Below are 19879 nucleotides of genomic sequence, written 5' to 3' on the forward strand. Positions count from 1 at the left end.
ACGCCTCCCTTAACCCTGAACCGCGGCCGCCATGACGGCCTCGTCGATGTCCCTGCCCTCGATGCGCGCGGCCTCGGCGGCCTCGAGCACCCGCTTGTAGTCGGTCGGCATGATCTTGCCGAACCTGGCCAGCGCCGCGTCCCAGTCGGCCAGCAGCTGCTTGGCGACCGGCGAGCCGGTCTCCGCGAAGTGCTTCTCGACGGTCTCCTTGAGGAACTCGGCGTCCGCCTCGGTGAGCTCCTCGATGGCGACCATCTCGCGGTTGACCCGCTCGGGCTTGAGGTCCAGCAGGTACGCGATGCCGCCCGACATGCCGGCCGCGAAGTTGCGCCCGGTGGGTCCGAGCACCACGGCCCGGCCGCCGGTCATGTACTCGCAGCCGTGGTCGCCGACGCCTTCGACGACGGCCGTGGCGCCGGAGTTGCGCACGCAGAACCGCTCGCCCACGACGCCGCGGATGAACACCTCGCCGGAGGTGGCGCCGTAGAGGGCGACGTTGCCGGCGATGATGTGGCCGTCGAGCGGCGCCTCCTCGTGCGGCCTGACGATGATGCGCCCGCCGGACAGCCCCTTGCCGACGTAGTCGTTGGCGTCGCCGGTCAGCCGCAGCGTGATCCCGCGCGGCACGAACGCGCCGAACGAGTTGCCCGCCGAGCCGGTGAAGGAGATGTCGATGGTGTTGTCGGGCAGCCCCTTGCCGCCGTGCCGCTTGGTCACCTGGTAGCCGAGCATGGTGCCGACCGTGCGGTTGACGTTGCGGATGGGCAGCTCCAGCGTGACCGGGGTGCCGTCGTCGATGGCGCCCTCGGCGAGCTGGATGAGCGTGTTGTCGAGCGCGTGCTCCAGCCCGTGGTCCTGCTCGACGACCTTGCGCAGCGCGGTGCCCGCGGGCAGCTCGGGCTTGTGCAGGATCGGCGACAGGTCGAGGCCGTTCGCCTTCCAGTGCTCCTCGGCCGCGGTGGTGTCGAGCATCTCGACGTGGCCGATCGCCTCGTCGAGCGAGCGGAAGCCCAGCTCGGCCAGGTATTCGCGGATCTCCTCGGCGATGAACTCGAAGAAGTTGACCACGAACTCCGGCTTGCCGGTGAAGCGCTTGCGCAGCTCGGGGTTCTGCGTGGCCACGCCCACCGGGCAGGTGTCGAGGTGGCAGACCCGCATCATGACGCAGCCGGAGACGACCAGCGGCGCGGTGGCGAAGCCGTACTCCTCGGCGCCGAGCAGCGCCGCGATGACGACGTCGCGGCCGGTCTTGAGCTGGCCGTCCACCTGCACCACGATGCGGTCGCGCAGGCCGTTGAGCAGCAGCGTCTGCTGGGTCTCCGCCAGGCCGAGCTCCCAGGGGGCGCCGGCGTGCTTGAGCGAGGTCAGCGGCGATGCGCCGGTGCCGCCGTCGTGGCCGGAGATGAGCACCACGTCGGCGTGCGCCTTCGACACGCCGGCCGCGACCGTGCCGACACCGACCTCGGCGACCAGCTTCACGTGGACCCGAGACTCCGGGTTGGCGTTCTTCAGGTCGTGGATGAGCTGGGCGAGGTCCTCGATCGAGTAGATGTCGTGGTGCGGCGGCGGCGAGATGAGGCCGACGCCGGGCGTGGAGTGGCGGGTCTTCGCGATCCACGGGTAGACCTTGTGGCCGGGAAGCTGGCCGCCCTCGCCGGGCTTGGCGCCCTGCGCCATCTTGATCTGCAGGTCGTCGGCGTTGACCAGGTATTCGGAGGTGACGCCGAAGCGTCCCGAGGCGACCTGCTTGATCGCCGACCTGCGGGCCGGGTCGTACAGGCGCTCGGGCTCCTCGCCGCCCTCACCGGTGTTGGACTTGCCGCCGAGCCGGTTCATCGCGATGGCGAGCGTCTCGTGGGCCTCCCTGGAGATGGAGCCGTACGACATCGCGCCGGTGGAGAACCGCTTGACGATGCTCTCGACGGGCTCGACCTCCTCGATGGGGATCGACTTGCCCTTGCGGAGCTTGAACAGGCCGCGCAGGGTCATCAGCCGCTCCGACTGGGAGTCCACGAGCCTCGTGTACTCCTTGAAGATCTCGTAGCGGCGGGTCCTGGTGGCGTGCTGCAGCTTGAAGACGGTCTCGGGGTTGAACAGGTGCGGCTCGCCCTCGCGCCGCCACTGGTACTCGCCGCCGACCTGGAGCCTGCGGTGCGGGTTCTCCACCCGCGGGTAGGCGTGGCGGTGACGCTGGGCGACCTCCTCGGCCAGCACGTCGAAGCCGACGCCGCCGAGGCGCGAGGTGGTGCCGGTGAAGCAGGAGTCGATGACCTCCTGGCTCAGGCCGAGCGCCTCGAAGATCTGCGCGCCGGTGTAGGAGGCCACCGTGGACACGCCCATCTTCGACATGATCTTGATGACGCCCTTGCCGTACGCCTTGATCAGGTTGCGCACGGCCTTGTGCTTGTCGACCTTGAGCACCCCGCTGTCGACCAGGTCCTCGATGGTCTCGATGGCGAGGTACGGGTTGATCGCGGCGGCACCGTAGCCGATCAGCAGCGCCATGTGGTGGCACTCGCGGGCCTCGCCGGTCTCGATGACCAGGCCGATCTTGGTGCGGGTCTTCTCCTGGATGAGGTGGTGGTGCACCGCGCCCGTCAGCAGCAGCGACGGGATGGGCGCCAGCGTGTCGTTGGAGCCGCGGTCGCTCAGCACGATGATGCGGGCGCCGTCGGCGATCGCCCTGGACGCCTCGGCCCTGATCTCCTCCAGCCGCCGCAGCAGCGCCTGGCCGCCGCCGGCGACCTCGTACAGGCCGCTGATGACGTACGGGTGGAAGCCCGGCAGGTCGTGCTCGTCGTTGATGTGGATGATCTTGGCGAGCTCGTCGTTGTCGATCACCGGGTACGGCAGCACGAGCTGGCGGCAGGAGCTCGGCCCCGGGTCGAGCAGGTTGCCCTCGGGCCCGAGCGTGCTGGCCAGCGAGGTGACCAGCTCTTCCCTGATGGCGTCCAGCGGCGGGTTGGTGACCTGCGCGAACAGCTGGGTGAAGTAGTCGAACAGCAGCCGCGGCTTCTCGCTCAGCACGGCCACGGGCGTGTCGGTGCCCATGGAGCCGATCGGCTCCTGGCCGGTGCGCGCCATCGGCGACAGGATGATGCGCAGCTCCTCTTCGGTGTAGCCGAAGGTCTGCTGCCGCTTGACGAGCGCCTCGTGCGTGGGGATCTCCCGCTGGCGGGCGGGCAGCTCTTCGAAGCGGACGAGCCCGGCGTGCAGCCAGTCGGCGTACGGCTGCTCGGCGGCGAGCTCCGCCTTGATCTCGTCGTCCTCGATGATCTTGCCGCGGGCGGTGTCGATGAGGAACATCCGGCCCGGCTGCAGGCGGCCCTTGCGGACGACGTCCTCAGGGGCGATGTCCAGCACGCCGGCCTCGGAGGCCAGCACGACCAGGCCGTCGGCGGTCACCCAGAAACGACCGGGGCGCAGGCCGTTACGGTCGAGCACGGCGCCCGCGACGGTGCCGTCGGTGAACGTGATCGAGGCGGGGCCGTCCCATGCCTCCATCATCGTGGAGTGGAACTCGTAGAACGCGCGCCGCGCGGGGTCCATCTCCGTGTGGTTCTCCCACGCCTCGGGGATCATCATGAGCACGGCGTGAGGGAGGCTGCGGCCGCCCATGTGGAGCAGCTCGAGCGCTTCGTCGAAGCTGGCGGTGTCGCTGCCATCCGGGTCACAGATGGGGAAAAGTCGCGAAATATCGCCCGGGATGTGGGCAGAGGCCAGCATCGCCTCGCGCGCCCGCATCCAGTTGCGATTGCCCTTGACCGTGTTGATCTCGCCGTTGTGGGCGATGAAGCGGTAGGGGTGGGCCAGCGGCCAGCTCGGGAACGTGTTGGTGGAGAAGCGCGAGTGCACCAGCGCGATCGCCGTCTTGTAACGCTCGTCGCTCAGGTCGGGGAAGAACGGCTCGACCTGCTCGGGCGTCAGCATGCCCTTGTAGACGATCGTCCGCGAGGACAGCGAGGGGAAGTACACCTTCGCCTCGTGCTCGGCCCGCTTGCGCAGGCAGAACGCCAGCCGGTCGAGGTCGAGCCCGGAACGACCGCCCGGGTCGGCCACGAACAGCTGCGCGAAGTGGGGCATCACAGCCCGCGCGCTCGGACCCGGCAGGTCGCGGTCGACGGGCAGCTCCCGCCAGCCGAGCACGGTCAGGCCCTCCTCGGCCGCGATCTCCTCGATCAGGCGGACGGCGGCCGCCCTGGCCTCGTCCTCGACCGGAAGGAAGGCGATGCCGGCCGCGTACGAACCGGCTTCGGGCAGTGTGAACGGCACACTGGCCCGGAAGAACTCATCGGGGATCTGCGTGAGGATACCGGCTCCGTCGCCGGTGTCAGGCTCGCTACCCTTGGCCCCCCGGTGATCGAGATTGCACAACGCCGTCAGCGCCTTGACCACAATGCCGTGATCACGCCGTCCCGCGACGTCGGCGACCATGGCGACACCGCAGGCGTCATGCTCGTTGGCGGGGTGGTAAAGACCCTGAGGCTCGGGGAACCCGAGGCGGGCAGCAGGCATTGAATCCCTCCCGTCGTCTTTCGTCTGTCTGGAACCGCTGTACAGGCGAGGGACGACGTTGGCCCTGCTGCATATCGTGGGTAGAGGTTACCTCACCCTGCCGGAATGGTGCCCGCCGCGTCCGTATTGCGAACATTTGGGCAGGTCCCGGCATCCGAACTTCCCATCCCAAACCCCGGACACCTGGCGCGGAATTCCCGCTGTAGACGGCGATCCCGGCGAGCGGGATCGAGTCCTCCCCCGGCCCTTGAGGCCGGCACACGCTTCCCAGCCCGCGCCCCTGGCCCGGCTCCACGCGCGCCTTCCCCACCTCCACCCGCACCAGCCTCGGGACGCGCTTTCTCTCCACCTCCACATCCACCCCGCATCAGCCTCATGACGCGCTTGCTCCACACCTCCACATCCACCCCGCACCAGCCTCCGTACGCGCTTGCTCCCCACCTCCACCTCCACCCCCACGAGCCCATGCGTGCGCTCCTCCCCCGGCGCCTCCGTCTTCGCCCGCACGGCCCCCACACCCCGGTCTCCCTGACCAGCGCCCACCCTCACCAGCGACATCGACGACCTGGCCGCAAGCGGGCGGCGTCAGGCGAGATCTTGGGGCCGCGGCACCGATAGGGTTCGCTCATGGAGCGCGACGGGGTGGAACGGCTGCTCACCGAGGCCGGGGCCGACAGCAGGCGGCTGCGGCACGCCCTGGCCCTGCTGTGCGACGGCCAGTGGTGGACGCTGCCCGACCTGGTCAGGGAGACCGCGACGTCACGGCGTACCATCGAGGCCCTGCTCGGAGAGCTGGTCCTGGAGCGCGACGGCGACCGGATGCGGGTCCCGCCCATCGACACCCCCGCCTATCAGGACCTCATCGCGGTCGCGCCGCCTCCTGAGGACCCGGTCGCGCACCTCGTCCCCCATTACGCCCACGTGCTCGACCGCCTCACCGGCCTCGTCGCCAAGGCGCCGCGCGCCCGCCACGTGCTCGACCACGTCTCCGCGACGCCCGGCACCGTGCTGCGGCGGGCGCTGCTGCTCGGTGCCCGGTTCTGGCTGCCCGGCGCGCGGCTGCTGTGCGTGGGCGACCACGACCTCACCTCGCTGGCCGTCAAGCTGGTGCATCCCGAGACGGACGTGACGGTGGTGGACGTCGACGAGCGCATCCTGGCCTACATCGACGAGCAGCGGCTGGGGGTCCGTACGCGCTGGGCCGACCTGCGGCTCGGCCTGCCGGCCTCGGCACGCGACCACGACCTGGCGCTCACCGATCCCCCGTACACGCCGGAGGGCATCGGCCTGTTCGTGGCGCGCGCGGTGGAGGGGCTGCGCGAGGACGGGCGGGTACTGCTGGCGTACGGGGCGAGCGAGCGTACGCCGATGCTGGCGTTCAAGGTCCAGCAGGAGCTGACCGAGCTGAACCTCGCCTACGAGGCCATCTATCCCGACTTCAACCGGTATCTCGGGGCGGAGGCCATCGGCTCGGCCGCCGACCTGTACATCCTGCGTCCCACCAGCAAGACCCGCCCCGCTGTGCAGTCACGCCTGTCACGCCAGTCCACGGCCATCTACACGCAGGGGCCGCAGGCGGTCGAAAGCGCGGGTCCGTCCGTGGCCCCGGCCGAGGCGCTCGCGGACTTCGAGCCGGACCTGCTGGTCGGCGAGTGGCCCAAGGAGCTCTCCCAGCCCCGGGTCAGGCTCTCGACGTGGCTCGCCAAGCCCTACGCCGCCACGCCGTCCCGGGTGGCCGTCGCCGTGCCGCCCGGCCTGGAGGCGGCGCTTGCGCGCCTGCTGCTGGCCACGCGCGCGGAGCACGTCCGCGTCGTCGGCTCGGCTCTGCCGCCTCTCCCCGAGGTTCTCACCACCGTGTACGAGGTGCGCAACGCGAGCGAGACGGCCTTCGACGCCGTACGACGCCCTCAGCCCACCGGCGAGGCCGAGACGGTGCTGCGCAGGATCCTCGACAATGGGCACGGCAAGCTCGCCAACTCCTGGCGCGAGGGCCTGATCGCGGTCGCCCGGGCCCAGGGCACGACGCTCACCAAGAACGAGGCCCGCGCCCTGATCCGCGAGGCCGCCGGCTGGTCGGAGGGGCTGACCCCGATCGAGGCGCCCCTGCACCGGCTGTCCGCCCTGCCGTCCGCCGTTCAGACGACGGTGACCGCGCTCACCAGCACGACTTGACCACGCGTCAGATGCGGCTCCGAACCAGACGTCAGGTGGCCGCCACGATACGGCTCCGGGCCAGACGTCAGGTGGCCGCCACGATACGGCTCCGGGCCAGGCGTCAGGTGGCCGCCACGATGCGATCCTGGACCACCCGTCCCAGGCCGTCGAGCGCGATGAGTGCGGTGACCAGGTCCTGTGCGGACGCCTTGCCGCCCACCCAGCTCACCGTCACGTAGTGCCCCATGGCCCGGACCTGGGCGCTGCTGCCTTGGACGTCGAACGGGATGTCCTGCCGTACGAACGCGTCCTGGCGCAGCGCCGCCACCAGCGCGTCGGCCGCCTTGCCGTCGGCGAGGTTGAAGATGACGAACTGGCCGGCCAGGGAACCGCCCTTGTACGTCGCCCGCAGCGCCTGCGTGCACCCCTCGGCCGAGGCGCCCACGAGGAGTTCGGAGCAGTCGGTGAACGCGTCCGCCGCGACCCGCTTCAGGGTCCCCAGGGTCTCGGACGAGGCGGGGAAGACCTCATCGGGGGTGAGCGGCGCGGCGTCGCTCTGACGGCTGTCGATGGCCGCGTAAAAGGCGGAGGTGGACTCGGCACGCAGGGCGGACGGGCGCGGCGTCTCGGCCCCGAACCACAGCCACCCGGCCACGCCGAGGCCCACGACCAGCACAAGGGCCGCCACGGACAGAAGCACACGCCTGGACATCAGGACGACGGCCCCGTGATCGACACGACCCGGCGGTAGACCGCCTTCTCGGCGCCGCGCAGGGCGAGGGTGAGCGTGACGTAGTCGTCCTTCGCGGTGGGCTCGGCGCCGTCCACCCGGCCCAGCCACACCAGGCCGACGTAGTGGCCGAGCGCGTAACCGCCCGCCTCGGAGTAGCCGCCGGGCGGGAAGACGGCCTTGCCGGACGACAGCGGCTGCACCCAGCCGCCCCGATAGAGCACCTTCAGCTGCTCCACCAGCTCGCCCGCCGACTCGGCGTCCTCAAGGTTGAGCAGCGTGTACTGGCCCACGTAGCGGCCGTCGGAGCTGAGATACAGGCCGCGGGCGGTCTGGGTGCAGCCCGCGTCCTCCGCCAGTTGCAGCAACTCCTCCCCCTGCAACGCCTGCGTACAGTCGCTGTCGAGCTTCTTGGCGGCGAGCTTCAGCTTGAGCTTCTTGGAGACGGTCAGCTCCTTCTGGCTGAACACCTCCTTCTCCGTCAGCGGCTTGGCGTCCTTCGCGCGCTCCGCCACGGGGTCGAACAGCTTGGGCGACTCCCAGCCGTGGAACACCGCGGGCAGCACCGCGTCCGGCGCGAGCACCGCCGCCGTGGCCTGCCTCTCCGGCTGGTACGTCCCCAGCGACCTGACCACGGACACGAACCCGACCCCGGCCGCGATCACCCCGACCACCGTCGCGATGATCACCAGCAGCCGCTGACGCTCCGGCGGCATGCCCATCTCGGTGAGCACCGGGAACTGCCAGTCGGACCGCGGCGTCCTCCGCCGCTTGCGCGACGCCGCCTTGCCATCATCCAGACCGCCGTCCCGCCCGTCGGGCCGTGCACTGGCGTCCGACCGCCCATCAGGCCGAGCGCCGGCACCCGGCCGCCCATCGGATCGAGCGCCCGCGCCCGACCGCCCATCGGCGCGAGGAGCCGCGTCCGGCCACTCATCGGACTGAGAGCCGGCGTCCGACCGCCGCCCGGCGCGAGGACCCGCGTCCGGCCACTCATCGGACTGAGAGCCGGCGTTCGGCCCCCCGGCGCCGTCATCCCGCGTACGCCCGCCGCTCCCGGGCCGACCGGCCGCCCGCTTACGGCTCGCGACGATCCCGCCCGGCGGCATGCCCAGGCCGAGCTCGTCCTCCGGTCCAGCCGAAATACCGGATCCGCTCTCCGCCCGCGACCCGGCCTCGGACTCCTCACCGGACCGCTTGCCGCCGCCCTTGCCCCGGCCACGCCCCAGCAGCCCCAAACGCCGCCGCTGCGAACCACCCTCGTCCGCGCCGGGGTCGGCGCTCCAGAAGTCCTCGTCGCCGTCGTCCGCAGCCCAGCCGCCGTCGCCCGAGGCGTCGGCCCGGCTCCGACCCTTGCCGCGGCCCCGGCCATCACTCTCAGCAGCAGCCCGACGACGGTCCTTATCACGACCGGCCCTTCGGCGGCCGTCAGGGTCACCGGCAGCGTGGCCAAGCCCCGCCTCGCCAGCATCCCCGACGGGCTCAGCCTCGGCGCCCCGGCCACGACCAGCGCCCTCGCCAAGGTGACGGTCGCCGCGACCGGCAGCCCGACGGCCACCACCCTCGGCACCGGCCCGTCCCCGGCGGCCCCCATCGGGGGCAGCGTGGCCGAGGCCGACGACCTCGGCTTCATCGGGACCACCATGGCCTTCAGCCCGAGCGCGACCATCACGCTGAGCTGCTCCCCAGCCCTGGTCGTCACGGCCCGTGGCTGACCGGCCGCTGTCGCCGCTCGCGCGCCGTCGGCCTCGACCGGCAGCACGCCCACCGTCCTCGGGCGTGGCAGCCGAACGGTCACCGCCCGCGAACCCGTCGCCCTCATCGGCGACCGACCGCCGCCCCCGACCATACGCGGCGCGCCCATCACCGTCCGGCCCGGCCGCCGGCCACTCACCACTGGCGGCAGACCCGGCCACCGGCCACTCACCGCTGACAGCCGATGCAGCCGACGACCGCTCCCCACCAGAAGACGGCCTGCCCACCGGCCACTCACCACTGGCAGACGGCCGACCAGCCGGCCACTCACCACTCGCGGGAGACCCGGCCACCGGCCACTCACCACTGACAGCCGATGCAGCCGACGACCGCTCCCCACCAGAAGACGGCCTGCCCACCGGCCACTCACCGCTAGCGGACGGCCTGCCTGCCGGCCACTCTCCGCTGGCAGGCTGGGCGCCCTGCTCGGCTCGGCGAGCAGCCCTGCGCCCGAGCCGACCGCGCGCGGAACGCCTGGACGGCTCACCCTCGGATCGGCCCTCAGCACCCGATCCCCAGACGTCGCCCGAGCCCGTTACCGCCTGACCGGCTCCCGTTGCCGCCTGACCGCCCTCGTCACCGGACGCCGACGGCCTGCCGCTCTCGGCCGCCTGCCAGCCGCCGCTCCGGGTCCCGGCACCGTGCCTCCCGGGGTCCGTCCCAGCGGCCGACCAGACATCGCCGGCCGTTCCGTCACCCGTCGCGGGCCACCCACCGGCGTCCGTGCCCGTGTCGGCAAACCGGCCGTGACGACGCGAGCGCCGCCCCGCCGAACGTCCTCTCCTGCCGCCCTCGGCCTCCGCCTCCGGCACCGCGTCACCGGCCGGGCGACCGCTCCCAGGCTCACCGCCGTCTCCAGCGGAACGCCCCTCGCCGATGAACCAACTACCAGTGCCAGGCCGGCTGCCACCCGAGGCACCAAGGTCACCGACACCCCACCCGCCGGTCCCCGACCGACCATCACCGGCAGCCCAGCCACCGGTGCCCGATCGACCGTCACCAGCGGACCAGCCTCCGGTATTCGAGCGCTCCTCATCCGCGGCCCAGCCACCAGTGTCCGACCTGCGGTCCCTGGAACGCCGACCACCGGCGCCCGAGCGATCGTCCTCACCGGCAGGCCAGCCACCCGTACTCGTCCGGCCATCACCCGCAGCCCAGCCGCCTGTACCCGACGGGGCATCACCCGCGGACCAACCGCCGGTCCCCGACCGGCCATCACCTACGGGCCAGCCGCCAGTGCCGGAGCGACCGTCGGCGGCACGCCCGCCGCCCGCACCCGAGCGGCCGTCATCACCAGCAGCCCAGCCACCCGTACTCGACCGACCATCACCGGCAGCCCAACCGCCAGTCCCCGACCGACCATCACCCGCGGGCCAACCACCGGTGCCTGCCTGGTCACCCGCCGCGGACCAGCCGCCCGTACCCGACAGGCCGCCGTCGGCAGGCCAGCCACCTGTGCCTGACCGGCCGTCGCCGGCGGGCCAGCCGCCCGTGCCGGAGCGGCCGTCGTCGATGGGCTGAGGGCCGGTCGGCGGTTGAGGGCTTCCGGCAGCACGCCGGCTGCGGCGGCGGCTCCGGCCACGGCTCTCTCCGAACGCCTGCCCACCATCAGGCCCCACGCCATGGCCGTCGTAACCGCCCGCACCGCTGTCATGGCCGCCGGGCGTCCCGTCGCCGTGATCCCCGCGGGCCCCACGGCCGCCGAGCCTGCCGCGTGCACCGCCCGAACCACCAGGTGCAGCGCTCGGCCAGTCGCCGTCCGCGCCGCCACCGGCAACGCCACCGACGCCGCCACCCGCGCCATCGTCGAAGAAGCCGCCGGTAGAGCCGCTGACGGCGCCGTCACGTCGTCCGGCGGCGGGGACGTCCGCGCCGGGCCGGCCACGCCCGCCGACCCCGGCACCAGCCCCGTAATCAGCACCGGCTCCATACTCAGGCCCAGATCCAGGCCCGGTTCCGTAGTCAGCCCCGTACGCAGGCCCAGCCCCGGTCTTGGTCCCGGTTCCGTAGTCAGACCCGTACTCGGGCCCGGTCCCGTAGTCAGACCCGTACTCGGGCCCCGCTCCGGACCCGTACTCAGGCCTCACCCCGGACCCGTATTCAGAGCCGGGCTCGAATTCGGCCCCGGAGCCAGGCGGGGTGCGGCGGGTGCGGCGGGAGCGGCCGGTGCCGTCGCCGCCGGAGCGGCCGGAGCCCGGGGTGCCGCGTCGGCGGGCCATCACAGCCCCGCCGCCCCGATGGCGTTGCCGACGGAGAAGGTGACCGCCGCCGCCACCGCCCCGACGAGCAGTTGCCGCAGCCCGGAGTACCACCAGGTGCGGGCGGTCACCGCCGACACCAGCGCACCGGCGGCGAACAGCGCGCAGCAGGACACCGCGGCCGAGATCACCAGCTCGCGCGCCCCGAACAGGTACGGCAGCAGCGGCAGCGCCGCCCCCACCGCGAACGACAGAAACGACGAGACGGCGGCCACGACCGGCGACGGCAGCTCCCCGGGCACCACGCCGAGCTCGTTACGCGAGTGCACCTCTAGCGCGCGTTCGGGGTTCTGCGAGATCTGGCGGGCGATCTCGGCGGCCAGGTCGGGCGCCACGCCCTTGTCCACGAAGGTCTGCGCCAGCTCTGCCTGCTCGTCCTCGGGATGGTGGGCCAGCTCGCGCTGCTCTGCGGCGATCTCGGCCTGGGCGAGCTCGCGCTGGCTGGCGACGGAGACGTATTCGCCGCCCGCCATGGACAGGGCTCCCGCGGCCAGCCCGGCGACGCCGCCGAGCGCGACGACCCTCGGGTTGGCGGTGCCGCCCGCCACGCCTGCGATGAGCGCGAAGTTCGACACCAGGCCGTCCATCGCGCCGAACACCGAGGGCCGTAGCCACCCTCCGGTGACGTCGCGATGGGCGTGGTGGGCCTCCGCGCGTTCGCTCATCGAGTGTTCTTCTCCTTCGTCACCGTCTCGGCCTCGGCGGGCCCCGCCTGCTCACCCTCCTCCTGGCCGCCTGAGGTGACGCCCTCGGGCTGCGCAGGCTCGGCGGCGGCCTCCGGTTGCGCGTCACCGGACGGCGTGTCCGCGCCATCGCCGGACGCGGAGTCACCGGCCGTGGACCCGCCGGACGCGGACCCGCCGGACGCGGACCCACCGGACGCGGACCCACCGGACGCGGACTCGTCCGCCTGCGCCGAGGACTCGCCGGCACGGGGGTCGGCCTGGCCCGCGTCGTGGGCCGGATCGACCGCCTCGCCGTCGGAGCCGGACTCGGGCACGACGACGATCTCCTCGCCGGTCTTGCCGCGCGTGGCGAAGAAGTACACCAGCGCGAGCACGAACAGCACGATCGAGGTCCACTGGTTGATGCGCAGCCCCAGGAACATGACCGCGTGGTCGACCCCGCCGACGGGGTCGATGCGCAGCCCCTCGATCCAGAAGCGGCCGAGCGTGTAGCCCGCGACGTAGAGGGCGAACAGCCGGCCGTGGTGCAGCGCGAAGCGGCGGCCGGCGAAGATGAGCGCGAAGCCGAGCGCGACGTCCCACAGCGACTCGTACAGGAACGTCGGGTGGTAGAGGACGCCGGGCTCGCCGCCGTGGTCGACGTCGATCTCCAGGCCCCAGGGCAGGGTGGTCGGCGAGCCGTAGAGCTCCTGGTTGAACCAGTTTCCCCAGCGGCCGATGGCCTGCGCGAAGGCGATGCCGGGCGCGACCGTGTCGGCGACGGCGCTCATGGACAGGCCGCGCTTGCGTACGGCCAGCCAGACGCCGAGCGCGCCCAGCGAGATGGCGCCCCAGATGCCGAGGCCGCCCTCCCAGATGAACAGCGCCTGGTAAGGCTCCTTGATCGCCCGGCTGCCGAAGTAGGTCTGCCAGTCGGTGATGACGTGGTAGAGCCGGCCACCGATGAGGCCGAAGATGACCGCGGGAACCGCGATGTCCACGATCGTCCCCGCCTGGCCGCCGCGGGCGCGCCAGCGCCGCTCGCTCAGCCAGACGGCGACGATGACGCCGAGCACGATGCAAAGCGCATAAGCCCGGATCGGGATGATTCCGAGATGCCAGACCCCTTCTGAAGGGCTGGGAATCGAGGCTAGGGGCATGTCAGGTGAGGGTAGCGGAAGCGGGCCTACTTGGCCGCCTCGGTAATCTCTTCACGCAGCTGAGAAGGAGTGAACAGTACCTGATTGTCGATTTCTGTTCCGTTCAATTTCACTGTCGGCGTGTGGTCGAGCTTCTGCTCGTCACTGACCTTCTTGCTGTACGAGAGCTGCGCGTCGGCGTTCTTGTTGCTGGTCACGCACTGGTCGAACCCGGGCGTGTCGACCCCCGCCTCCTTGCCCCACTCCTTGAGCTGGTCGGGCAGGAAGCCCTCTTCGGTCTCGGGCGGCTGGTTCTTGAAGAGCAGGTCGTGGAAGGCCAGCCACTGCTTGCCGTCGGCGATGCAGCGGATGGCGCTGCCGGCGCGCACGGAGTTGGCCCTGGTCGGGTCCTGAGAGAAGATCGTGATCGGGTGGTAGACGACCTTGGCCTTGCCCTCGGCGGCGAGGTTCTTGAAGGTCTGGCCGCTGACGCGCTCCAGCTCCTTGCAGGCCGGACACTGGAAGTCCTCGTAGATGTCGACGACGGGCGAGGTGACGCCGTTCTGGGCCATCACGACGCTGCCGTCGGACTGCACGGTGATCGGCGCGACGGTGCCGAGCGCCTCCTCAGAGCGCGACTGGCTGGCGGTGTACCACCAGCCGAGGCCGACGGCGGCGATGGCGACCACGCTCGCGGTCGTGTACGTCACGATGCGCCGCCGCTTCTCGCGGGCCCGCTGGGCGGCCTGCTGCGCTTTGATCTTTTCGCGCGCCGACTGCGCCTTCGTCTTGGTGCGCTCGCCTTTGCTCATTGTTCGTCCTCCCCCTCATCAACACCATTGTCGCCCCCGAGGCCGAGAGCTCCGTCGAGCGCGAAACGGCCCGGCGGGAAGCGCACAGTCCACGCGCCGAGCAGCACGAGGCCGAAGTCGCGCAGGATGTCGAGCAGGTAGGTCGGCTCCTGTCCGGCACCCAGCTGGCCACCACCGCCGAAGCAGCCGCAGTCGATCCGCAGGCCGTGCGCCCACGCCCAGGCGATGCCGAAGACGAACGCGAACATCAGCAGCGCGGCGATCACCGCGGCCACCCTGGTCAGCAGACCGACGACGAGCAGCACGCCGACCACGATCTCCACGATGGGCAGCGCGTAGCCCACCGCGATGGCGACCGACTCCGGCAGCAACTGGTAAGCCTTGACCGCGACCACGGAGTCGGCCGGGTTGCCGATCTTCAGCGCACCCGCGACGATCAGCACCCCGCCCAGAACCAGCCGGGCGACGGTCGTCACCCAGGGTATCGCCGTTCTCGCCCATGGTGACGATTGAGACGCGGCCACGAGTCCTCTCCTCTTTTCTCTGCGCCGGAATGCGCACAGTACCCGGTCCCATCCGATCACGTCTGGGATAAGCGTCAGCTAAGCGCGTACCCCGCCGCTGACCTGGGAGGGTCTTCGCAATAAGCCATCAATCGGACAAAGTGGAAGGCCTGCGTTCCGATACATACTCAGGCGTGCCTCGGCGAGTTTTCGCGCCCCGAGCGCGGTCCGGCGGCAGGCGTCCGCACGCCCGAGCCCCGTCCCGCTCCGCGCGCCTCTGCGCGGCGCCCGAGCCCGGCCAGACGCACGCATCCACAGCACACCGAGGCGGACCAGCGGCACGCCCACGACGACGCGCCGGCGCGCGCCCCGAGGCGGCCGATGAGACCGGACGGCTAGCGGCTGCGGACGCCCTTGGCCATGTCGCGGGCCAGCGCGGCGATGGACTCGCGCCCAGCGGCCTCGTCGGGCGCGTCGAGCATGCGGCGGATGAACGCCGAGCCCACGATCACGCCGTCGGCGTACGCGGCGACCTCGGCCGCCTGGGCGCCGGTGCCGACGCCGAGGCCCACGCACACGGGCAGCTCGGTGTGGGCGCGGGTGCGCTCGACCAGGCCCTTGGCGGCGGAGTTGACGGTCTCTCTGGCGCCGGTGACGCCCATGAGCGAGGCGGCGTAGACGAAGCCGGTGCAGCAGTCGACCACGGCCTTGATGCGCTGCTCGGTGGAGCTGGGCGCGACCAGGAACACCGTGTCGATGCCGGCCGCCGCGGAGGCCGCGCGCCACGGCTCGGACTCCTCGGGCGTCAGGTCGGGCGTGATCGTGCCGACGCCGCCCGCGTTGGCGAGGTCGCGCGCGAAGCGGTCGGCGCCGTACTTGTCGATCGGGTTCCAGTACGTCATGACGAGCGTCGCGGCTCCGGTGGCGGCCACACCCTCGACGGTGCGCATGACGTCGGCGATGCGGGTGCCGTTGGTCAGCGACCGGTGCACGGCGTCCTGGATGGTCGGCCCGTCCATGAGCGGGTCGGAGTAGGGCAGGCCGATCTCGATGACGTCGCAGCCGGCCTCCACCAGGGCCGCGGCGGCGGCGATGGCGCCGTCTTTCGACGGGAAGCCCGCGGGCAGGTAGCCGACGAGCGCGGCCCGGTTGTCCGCCTTCGCCTTGGCGAAGACCGTCTGAAGAGTCGTCATGTCTGTCCGTTTCGAAGGTCTAGTCCCACCATGATGCCCTGCTCCGCGCCCGGTTCGAAGCCTCTCAGGACGTCGTGTCGAGGGCGCGGGCGTCCGCGGGCCGGCGGTGTCACAGGTTGAAGTACTTCATGGCGGTGCCCATGTCCTTGTCGCCGCGCCCGGAGAGGTTGACCAGGATGATCGCCTCGGGGCCGAGCTCGCGGCCCAGCTCGAGCGCGCCCGCGAGCGCGTGGGAGGACTCGATGGCCGGGATGATGCCTTCGGTCCTGGCCAGCAGCGAGAACGCGGCCATCGCCTGATCGTCGGTGATGCCGTGGTAGGTGGCGCGGCCGGAGTCCTTCAGCCAGGCGTGCTCGGGGCCGACACCCGGGTAGTCGAGGCCGGCGGAGATCGAGTGGGACTCGATGGTCTGGCCTTCGTCGTCCTGCAGGACGTAGGTGCGCGAGCCGTGCAGCACGCCCACCGAGCCGGCGGTGAGGGTGAGCGCGTGCTCGCCGCTCTCCAGGCCACGCCCCGCGGCCTCGTAGCCGTGGAGCTGCACGCCCTCGTCGCCGATGAACGCGTGGAAGGCGCCGATGGCGTTGCTGCCGCCGCCGACCGCGGCGCACACCGCGTCGGGCAGCCGGCCGGTCAGCTCCAGCATCTGGCGGCGCGCCTCGACGCCGATGATGCGGGCGAAGTCGCGCACGATCTCGGGGAACGGGTGCGGGCCCGCGACGGTGCCGAACAGGTAGTGGGTGGTGTCGACGTTGGTCACCCAGTCGCGGAACGCCTCGTTGATGGCGTCCTTCAGGGTCTGGGAGCCGTTCTTGACCGGCACGACGGTGGCGCCGAGCAGCTTCATCCGCGCCACGTTGAGCGCCTGGCGCTCGCAGTCGACGGCGCCCATGTAGATGGTGCACTCCAGGCCCATCAGGGCGGCGGCGGTGGCGGTGGCCACGCCGTGCTGGCCCGCGCCGGTCTCGGCGATGACCCGCTTCTTCCCCAGCCGCTTGGTCAGCAGCGCCTGGCCCAGCACGTTGTTGATCTTGTGGGCGCCGGTGTGGGTGAGGTCTTCGCGCTTGAGGATGATGCGGGCGCCGCCGGCGTGCTCGCTGAACCGCGGCACCTCGGTCAGCGTGGTCGGGCGGCCCGCGTAGGTGCGCAGCAGGTGGTCGAACTCCTTGATGAACTGCGCGTCGTTCTTGGCCTTCTCGTAGACCGCGGCCACCTCGTCGAGCGCCGGGATCAGCGCCTCGGGCACGTATCGGCCGCCGAAGATGCCGAACTTGCCGTGCACATCGGGGTCGTCGCCGTGCGCGCCGTTGCCCGCCAGGTCGGCGGCGGTCAGAATGGTGCCTTCGTTTGCCACTGCTATCCCTCTGTCGAGTGGTCGGGGCGCGTCGACGGATGTGCACCGGCGGTCACCAGCGCCTCCACTGCCTTGCGCGGGTCCTTGCCGGTGACCAGGCTCTCCCCCACCAGGACGGCGTCGGCGCCGGACCTGGCGTAGGCGAGCAGGTCGTGCGGACCGCGCACGCCCGACTCTGCGATCTTGATCACATTATCGGGGATCTTAGGCGCGATCTTCGCGAAGACATCGCGGTCGACCTCGAGTGTCTTGAGATTTCTCGCGTTGACCCCGATGACCCGCGCGCCGGCCGCCACGGCCCGCTCGAGCTCCTCCTCGGTGTGCACCTCGACCAGCGGGGTCAGACCGATGGACTCGGCACGCTCGATGAGCGACACCAGCGCCTCCTGCTCGAGGCAGACGACCATGAGCAGCGCCAGGTCGGCGCCGTAGGCGCGGGCCTCCCAGAGCTGATAGGAGGTCAGGATGAAGTCTTTACGCAGGATCGGGATGTCGACACGGGCACGGACGGCCGCGAGGTCGTCGAGGCTGCCGCCGAACTTGCGCCGCTCGGTCAGCACGCTGATGACGTGGGCACCGCCCGCTTCGTAGTCGGCCGCCAGCGCGGCCGGATCGGCGATCGCGGCGAGCGCGCCCTTCGACGGGCTGGAACGCTTCACCTCGGCGATCACCGAGACCCGATCGCCCCCGAGCGCGGCCATGGCGTCTCTGGGCGGCTGCGCACGCTCGGCTCGCCGCTTGAGCTCGTCGATAGAGACGGCCTGCTGACGGGCGGCGAGGTCGGCGCGCACCCCGTCGAGGATGTCGTCGAGGACACTCGGCCCTTCCGTCCGCTCACTCACGCGCTTGAGGTCCCTCCGGTCGGCTGTAAGGGGGTGGCGGAGAGTTCGCGTCGCGTCCGCTCTCTGCCTTGTCCTGCGATGGTATCGGCCTCTGCGGGGCGCGCTCACCACCGGTCCCCGCCTAGGGGGCGAGGAACGCCCCGAAAGGCAGATTACGGACTACCCAGTAGACCATGACGACGGCGATGAACGCCCACAGCCACGCCGGGTGAGGCACGGCCGTGCTCGGCGGCCTGCCCTGCCACGCGCGCACGACCCAGCGCACCCACCAGAACAGCAGGATCGGCATCATCGCCACGAACAGCGGGTTGAGGCCGAGCGCGGCGACGGGGTCGAGGTGGGCGAGCGCGTGCATGGTGCGCAGCGTGCCGCACCCCGGGCAGTAGAGGCCGGTGAGCCACAGGAACGGGCAGGTCGGGTAGTGGCCGGGCTCGTTGGGGTCGACCAGCCCCGCGACCGCGAAGGCCGCGGCCGTGACGGCCGCGACGCCGAGCGGCGCAAGCAGCGCTCTCATACGCCGCGCGCGCGGCCGCTCGATGGTCGCGAAACTCATGCCCCCGATGTCCGCCTTCCCGGTCGGCCCGTGCCGCGTGGCCGGGTCAGTAGTCGTAGGTGGTGCTGGCGGCTCCGGCCAGCCCGACCAACGACAGCAGGATACCGCCGAGGAAGATCCAGGTGAGCACCCAGATCACGACGGTGATGTAGGACGTGACCAGGCCGCCGATGGCCAGGGCCGAGCCCTCTTCGCCGTTGCGTTTGATCCGGTTGAGCGCGATGTGGCCGCAGATCACGCCGGGGATGCTGGTGAGCCCGCAGAAGACCAGGCCGATGATACCGAGGACGAGCGAGGCCACCGCCATGCCGTTGGTCGGGCGCTGCGGCTGGCCGTAGTAGGCCTGCTGCTGGTCGTAGCCGCCGTAGCCCGGCGGCTGGGCGCTGTAGCCGCCGCTCGCGGGCATCTGGCCGTAGCTGAGGTCCTGCGGGTAGCTGGGCGGCTGCTGTCCATAGCCGCCGCTCGGCTGCTGCTGACCGTAGCCGCCGCTGCCGGGCTGCTGACCGTAACCTCCACCGCTCGGGGGCTGCTGGCCATAGCCGCCGCCGCTGGGAGGCTGCTGGCCGTACCCGCCACCTCCGCTCGGCGGCTGCTGGCCGTAACCACCGCTGGAGGCCTGCTGTCCATAGCCTCCGTCGTAGCCGGGCTGCTGCCCGTAGCCGCCGCCGGGCGGCTGCGCGCCGTAGCCGCCGCTACCGCTCTGATCCCCGTAGCTCATGAGCTGGCTCCTCAATCGTTCGTGGCGAGTTGGTACGGCAGCTTAGTGAGGATTTCTTTGCCAAGAAGACAAGGATTCAGAACAGTGGAGGTTTCGTCAGCGCCGCGAGTCAGCGGCCTTCGGTGGGGTCGTCGCCCCTGTCGAGCGCGTCCCACAGCGCCCGATCGTCGCTGACCTGCGCCTTCGCCTCGCCGTCCGGTCCCTTGGCGCGGTCGTAGCGCGCGGACATGCCCGCCCAGCGACCGCCGCGCACGATCGCGGTGATCCCGCCCGCGAGCATCAGCAGCGCGCCCGCCGCGGCTACGGCGGGCCACAGCGGCGCGGCCTCCCAGGGCACGCCCGAGGCGCCGTGGAGCACGTTGCGCTCGCTCAGCCAGCCGGTGACGTTGCCGCCGTCGATCGCCGCCCAGGTCGCCGCCGCCACGCCCGCGCCGCACAGGGCGAGCACCGCGCCGACGACGCGCCTGCCGGTGCCCCTGGTGGCGAGCACGGCCACCACGCCGGCCAGCCCGGCCAGCGCCACGGGCGTGAGCGCCGGGCTCAGATCGCCGCCGGTGGGCCCGGTGGTCACGCCCGCCGCGCCGTCCTGAAGCACCCGCACCCACTCGCGGCCGGCGGCGAGCAGCACCAGCAGGCAGCCCAGGGCGGTGGCGACGACCCAGATCGACAGCTCCCGCTTGTCGCTGCGCAT

15 protein-coding genes are annotated in these 19879 nt (G+C 71.6%); 2 read left to right on the forward strand and 13 right to left on the reverse strand.

The features are described from left to right. Positions 1 to 9: 9 nt before the first annotated feature. Positions 10 to 4515, reverse strand: a complete 4506-nt coding sequence (gene gltB, locus WBK31_RS21775; protein WP_364054653.1) for a glutamate synthase large subunit — start codon at positions 4513 to 4515, stop codon at positions 10 to 12. 627 nt (positions 4516 to 5142) lie between these two features. Here gltB and WBK31_RS21780 point away from each other — a divergent pair. After that, complete coding sequence (locus tag WBK31_RS21780) at positions 5143 to 6687, forward strand: bis-aminopropyl spermidine synthase family protein (RefSeq protein WP_364054656.1); 1545 nt, start codon at positions 5143 to 5145, stop codon at positions 6685 to 6687. Between the two features lie 103 nt (positions 6688 to 6790). Here the strand turns inward: WBK31_RS21780 and WBK31_RS21785 are convergent, their stop codons facing one another. Next, positions 6791 to 7357, reverse strand: coding sequence for a hypothetical protein (locus WBK31_RS21785; protein WP_406673053.1), 567 nt, complete (start codon positions 7355 to 7357; stop codon positions 6791 to 6793). A 23-nt stretch (positions 7358 to 7380) separates the two neighbouring features. Beyond that, on the reverse strand, positions 7381 to 8133 hold the full coding sequence (locus WBK31_RS21790) for a hypothetical protein (RefSeq protein WP_364054662.1): 753 nt from the start codon (positions 8131 to 8133) through the stop codon (positions 7381 to 7383). 711 nt (positions 8134 to 8844) lie between these two features. On the opposite strand from WBK31_RS21790, the gene WBK31_RS21795 reads away from it, so the two are divergent. Beyond that, positions 8845 to 9114 (forward strand): hypothetical protein, encoded by a 270-nt coding sequence (locus WBK31_RS21795; protein WP_406673054.1) that lies wholly within the window; start codon positions 8845 to 8847, stop codon positions 9112 to 9114. A gap of 2258 nt (positions 9115 to 11372) precedes the next feature. On the opposite strand, the gene WBK31_RS21800 is transcribed toward WBK31_RS21795, so the two are convergent. The 10 genes from WBK31_RS21800 to WBK31_RS21845 form a co-directional block, all read right to left on the reverse strand. Continuing rightward, positions 11373 to 12077 (reverse strand): VIT1/CCC1 transporter family protein, encoded by a 705-nt coding sequence (locus tag WBK31_RS21800; RefSeq protein ID WP_406673055.1) that lies wholly within the window; start codon positions 12075 to 12077, stop codon positions 11373 to 11375. Further along, the gene (gene lgt, locus WBK31_RS21805; RefSeq protein WP_406673056.1) at positions 12074 to 13237 is read right to left on the reverse strand and encodes a prolipoprotein diacylglyceryl transferase; all 1164 of its coding nucleotides are present in this window, start codon (positions 13235 to 13237) and stop codon (positions 12074 to 12076) included. Before lgt ends, WBK31_RS21800 begins: the two co-directional genes overlap by 4 nt. 26 nt (positions 13238 to 13263) lie before the next feature. Beyond that, complete coding sequence (locus WBK31_RS21810; protein ID WP_364054674.1) at positions 13264 to 14028, reverse strand: DsbA family protein; 765 nt, start codon at positions 14026 to 14028, stop codon at positions 13264 to 13266. Continuing rightward, positions 14025 to 14504 carry a MauE/DoxX family redox-associated membrane protein gene (locus WBK31_RS21815; protein ID WP_364054677.1) on the reverse strand — a complete coding sequence of 160 codons (480 nt, stop codon included), beginning with the start codon at positions 14502 to 14504 and terminating at the stop codon, positions 14025 to 14027. The genes WBK31_RS21810 and WBK31_RS21815 overlap by 4 nt, the downstream gene beginning before the upstream one ends. 422 nt (positions 14505 to 14926) lie before the next feature. Next, on the reverse strand, positions 14927 to 15724 hold the full coding sequence (trpA, locus tag WBK31_RS21820; RefSeq protein WP_364054680.1) for a tryptophan synthase subunit alpha: 798 nt from the start codon (positions 15722 to 15724) through the stop codon (positions 14927 to 14929). A 109-nt stretch (positions 15725 to 15833) separates the two neighbouring features. Continuing rightward, complete coding sequence (gene trpB, locus WBK31_RS21825) at positions 15834 to 17054, reverse strand: tryptophan synthase subunit beta (protein WP_378790216.1); 1221 nt, start codon at positions 17052 to 17054, stop codon at positions 15834 to 15836. A gap of 23 nt (positions 17055 to 17077) precedes the next feature. Further along, a complete protein-coding gene (gene trpC, locus WBK31_RS21830; protein ID WP_364054683.1) occupies positions 17078 to 17917 on the reverse strand; it encodes an indole-3-glycerol phosphate synthase TrpC in 840 nt (279 codons plus the stop codon). A gap of 121 nt (positions 17918 to 18038) precedes the next feature. Next, positions 18039 to 18470, reverse strand: a complete 432-nt coding sequence (locus tag WBK31_RS21835) for a DUF2752 domain-containing protein (RefSeq protein ID WP_364054686.1) — start codon at positions 18468 to 18470, stop codon at positions 18039 to 18041. A 46-nt stretch (positions 18471 to 18516) separates the two neighbouring features. Continuing rightward, positions 18517 to 19188, reverse strand: coding sequence for a DUF4190 domain-containing protein (locus WBK31_RS21840; protein WP_364054689.1), 672 nt, complete (start codon positions 19186 to 19188; stop codon positions 18517 to 18519). Positions 19189 to 19297: 109 nt separating this feature from the next. Beyond that, positions 19298 to 19879: a Trp biosynthesis-associated membrane protein gene (locus tag WBK31_RS21845; RefSeq protein WP_364054692.1), complete on the reverse strand. Its 582-nt coding sequence runs from the start codon at positions 19877 to 19879 to the stop codon at positions 19298 to 19300.

The organism is Nonomuraea sp. N2-4H (genome assembly GCF_045291505.1).
In the GTDB taxonomy this organism is placed as follows: Bacteria; Actinomycetota; Actinomycetes; order Streptosporangiales; family Streptosporangiaceae; genus Nonomuraea; species Nonomuraea fastidiosa.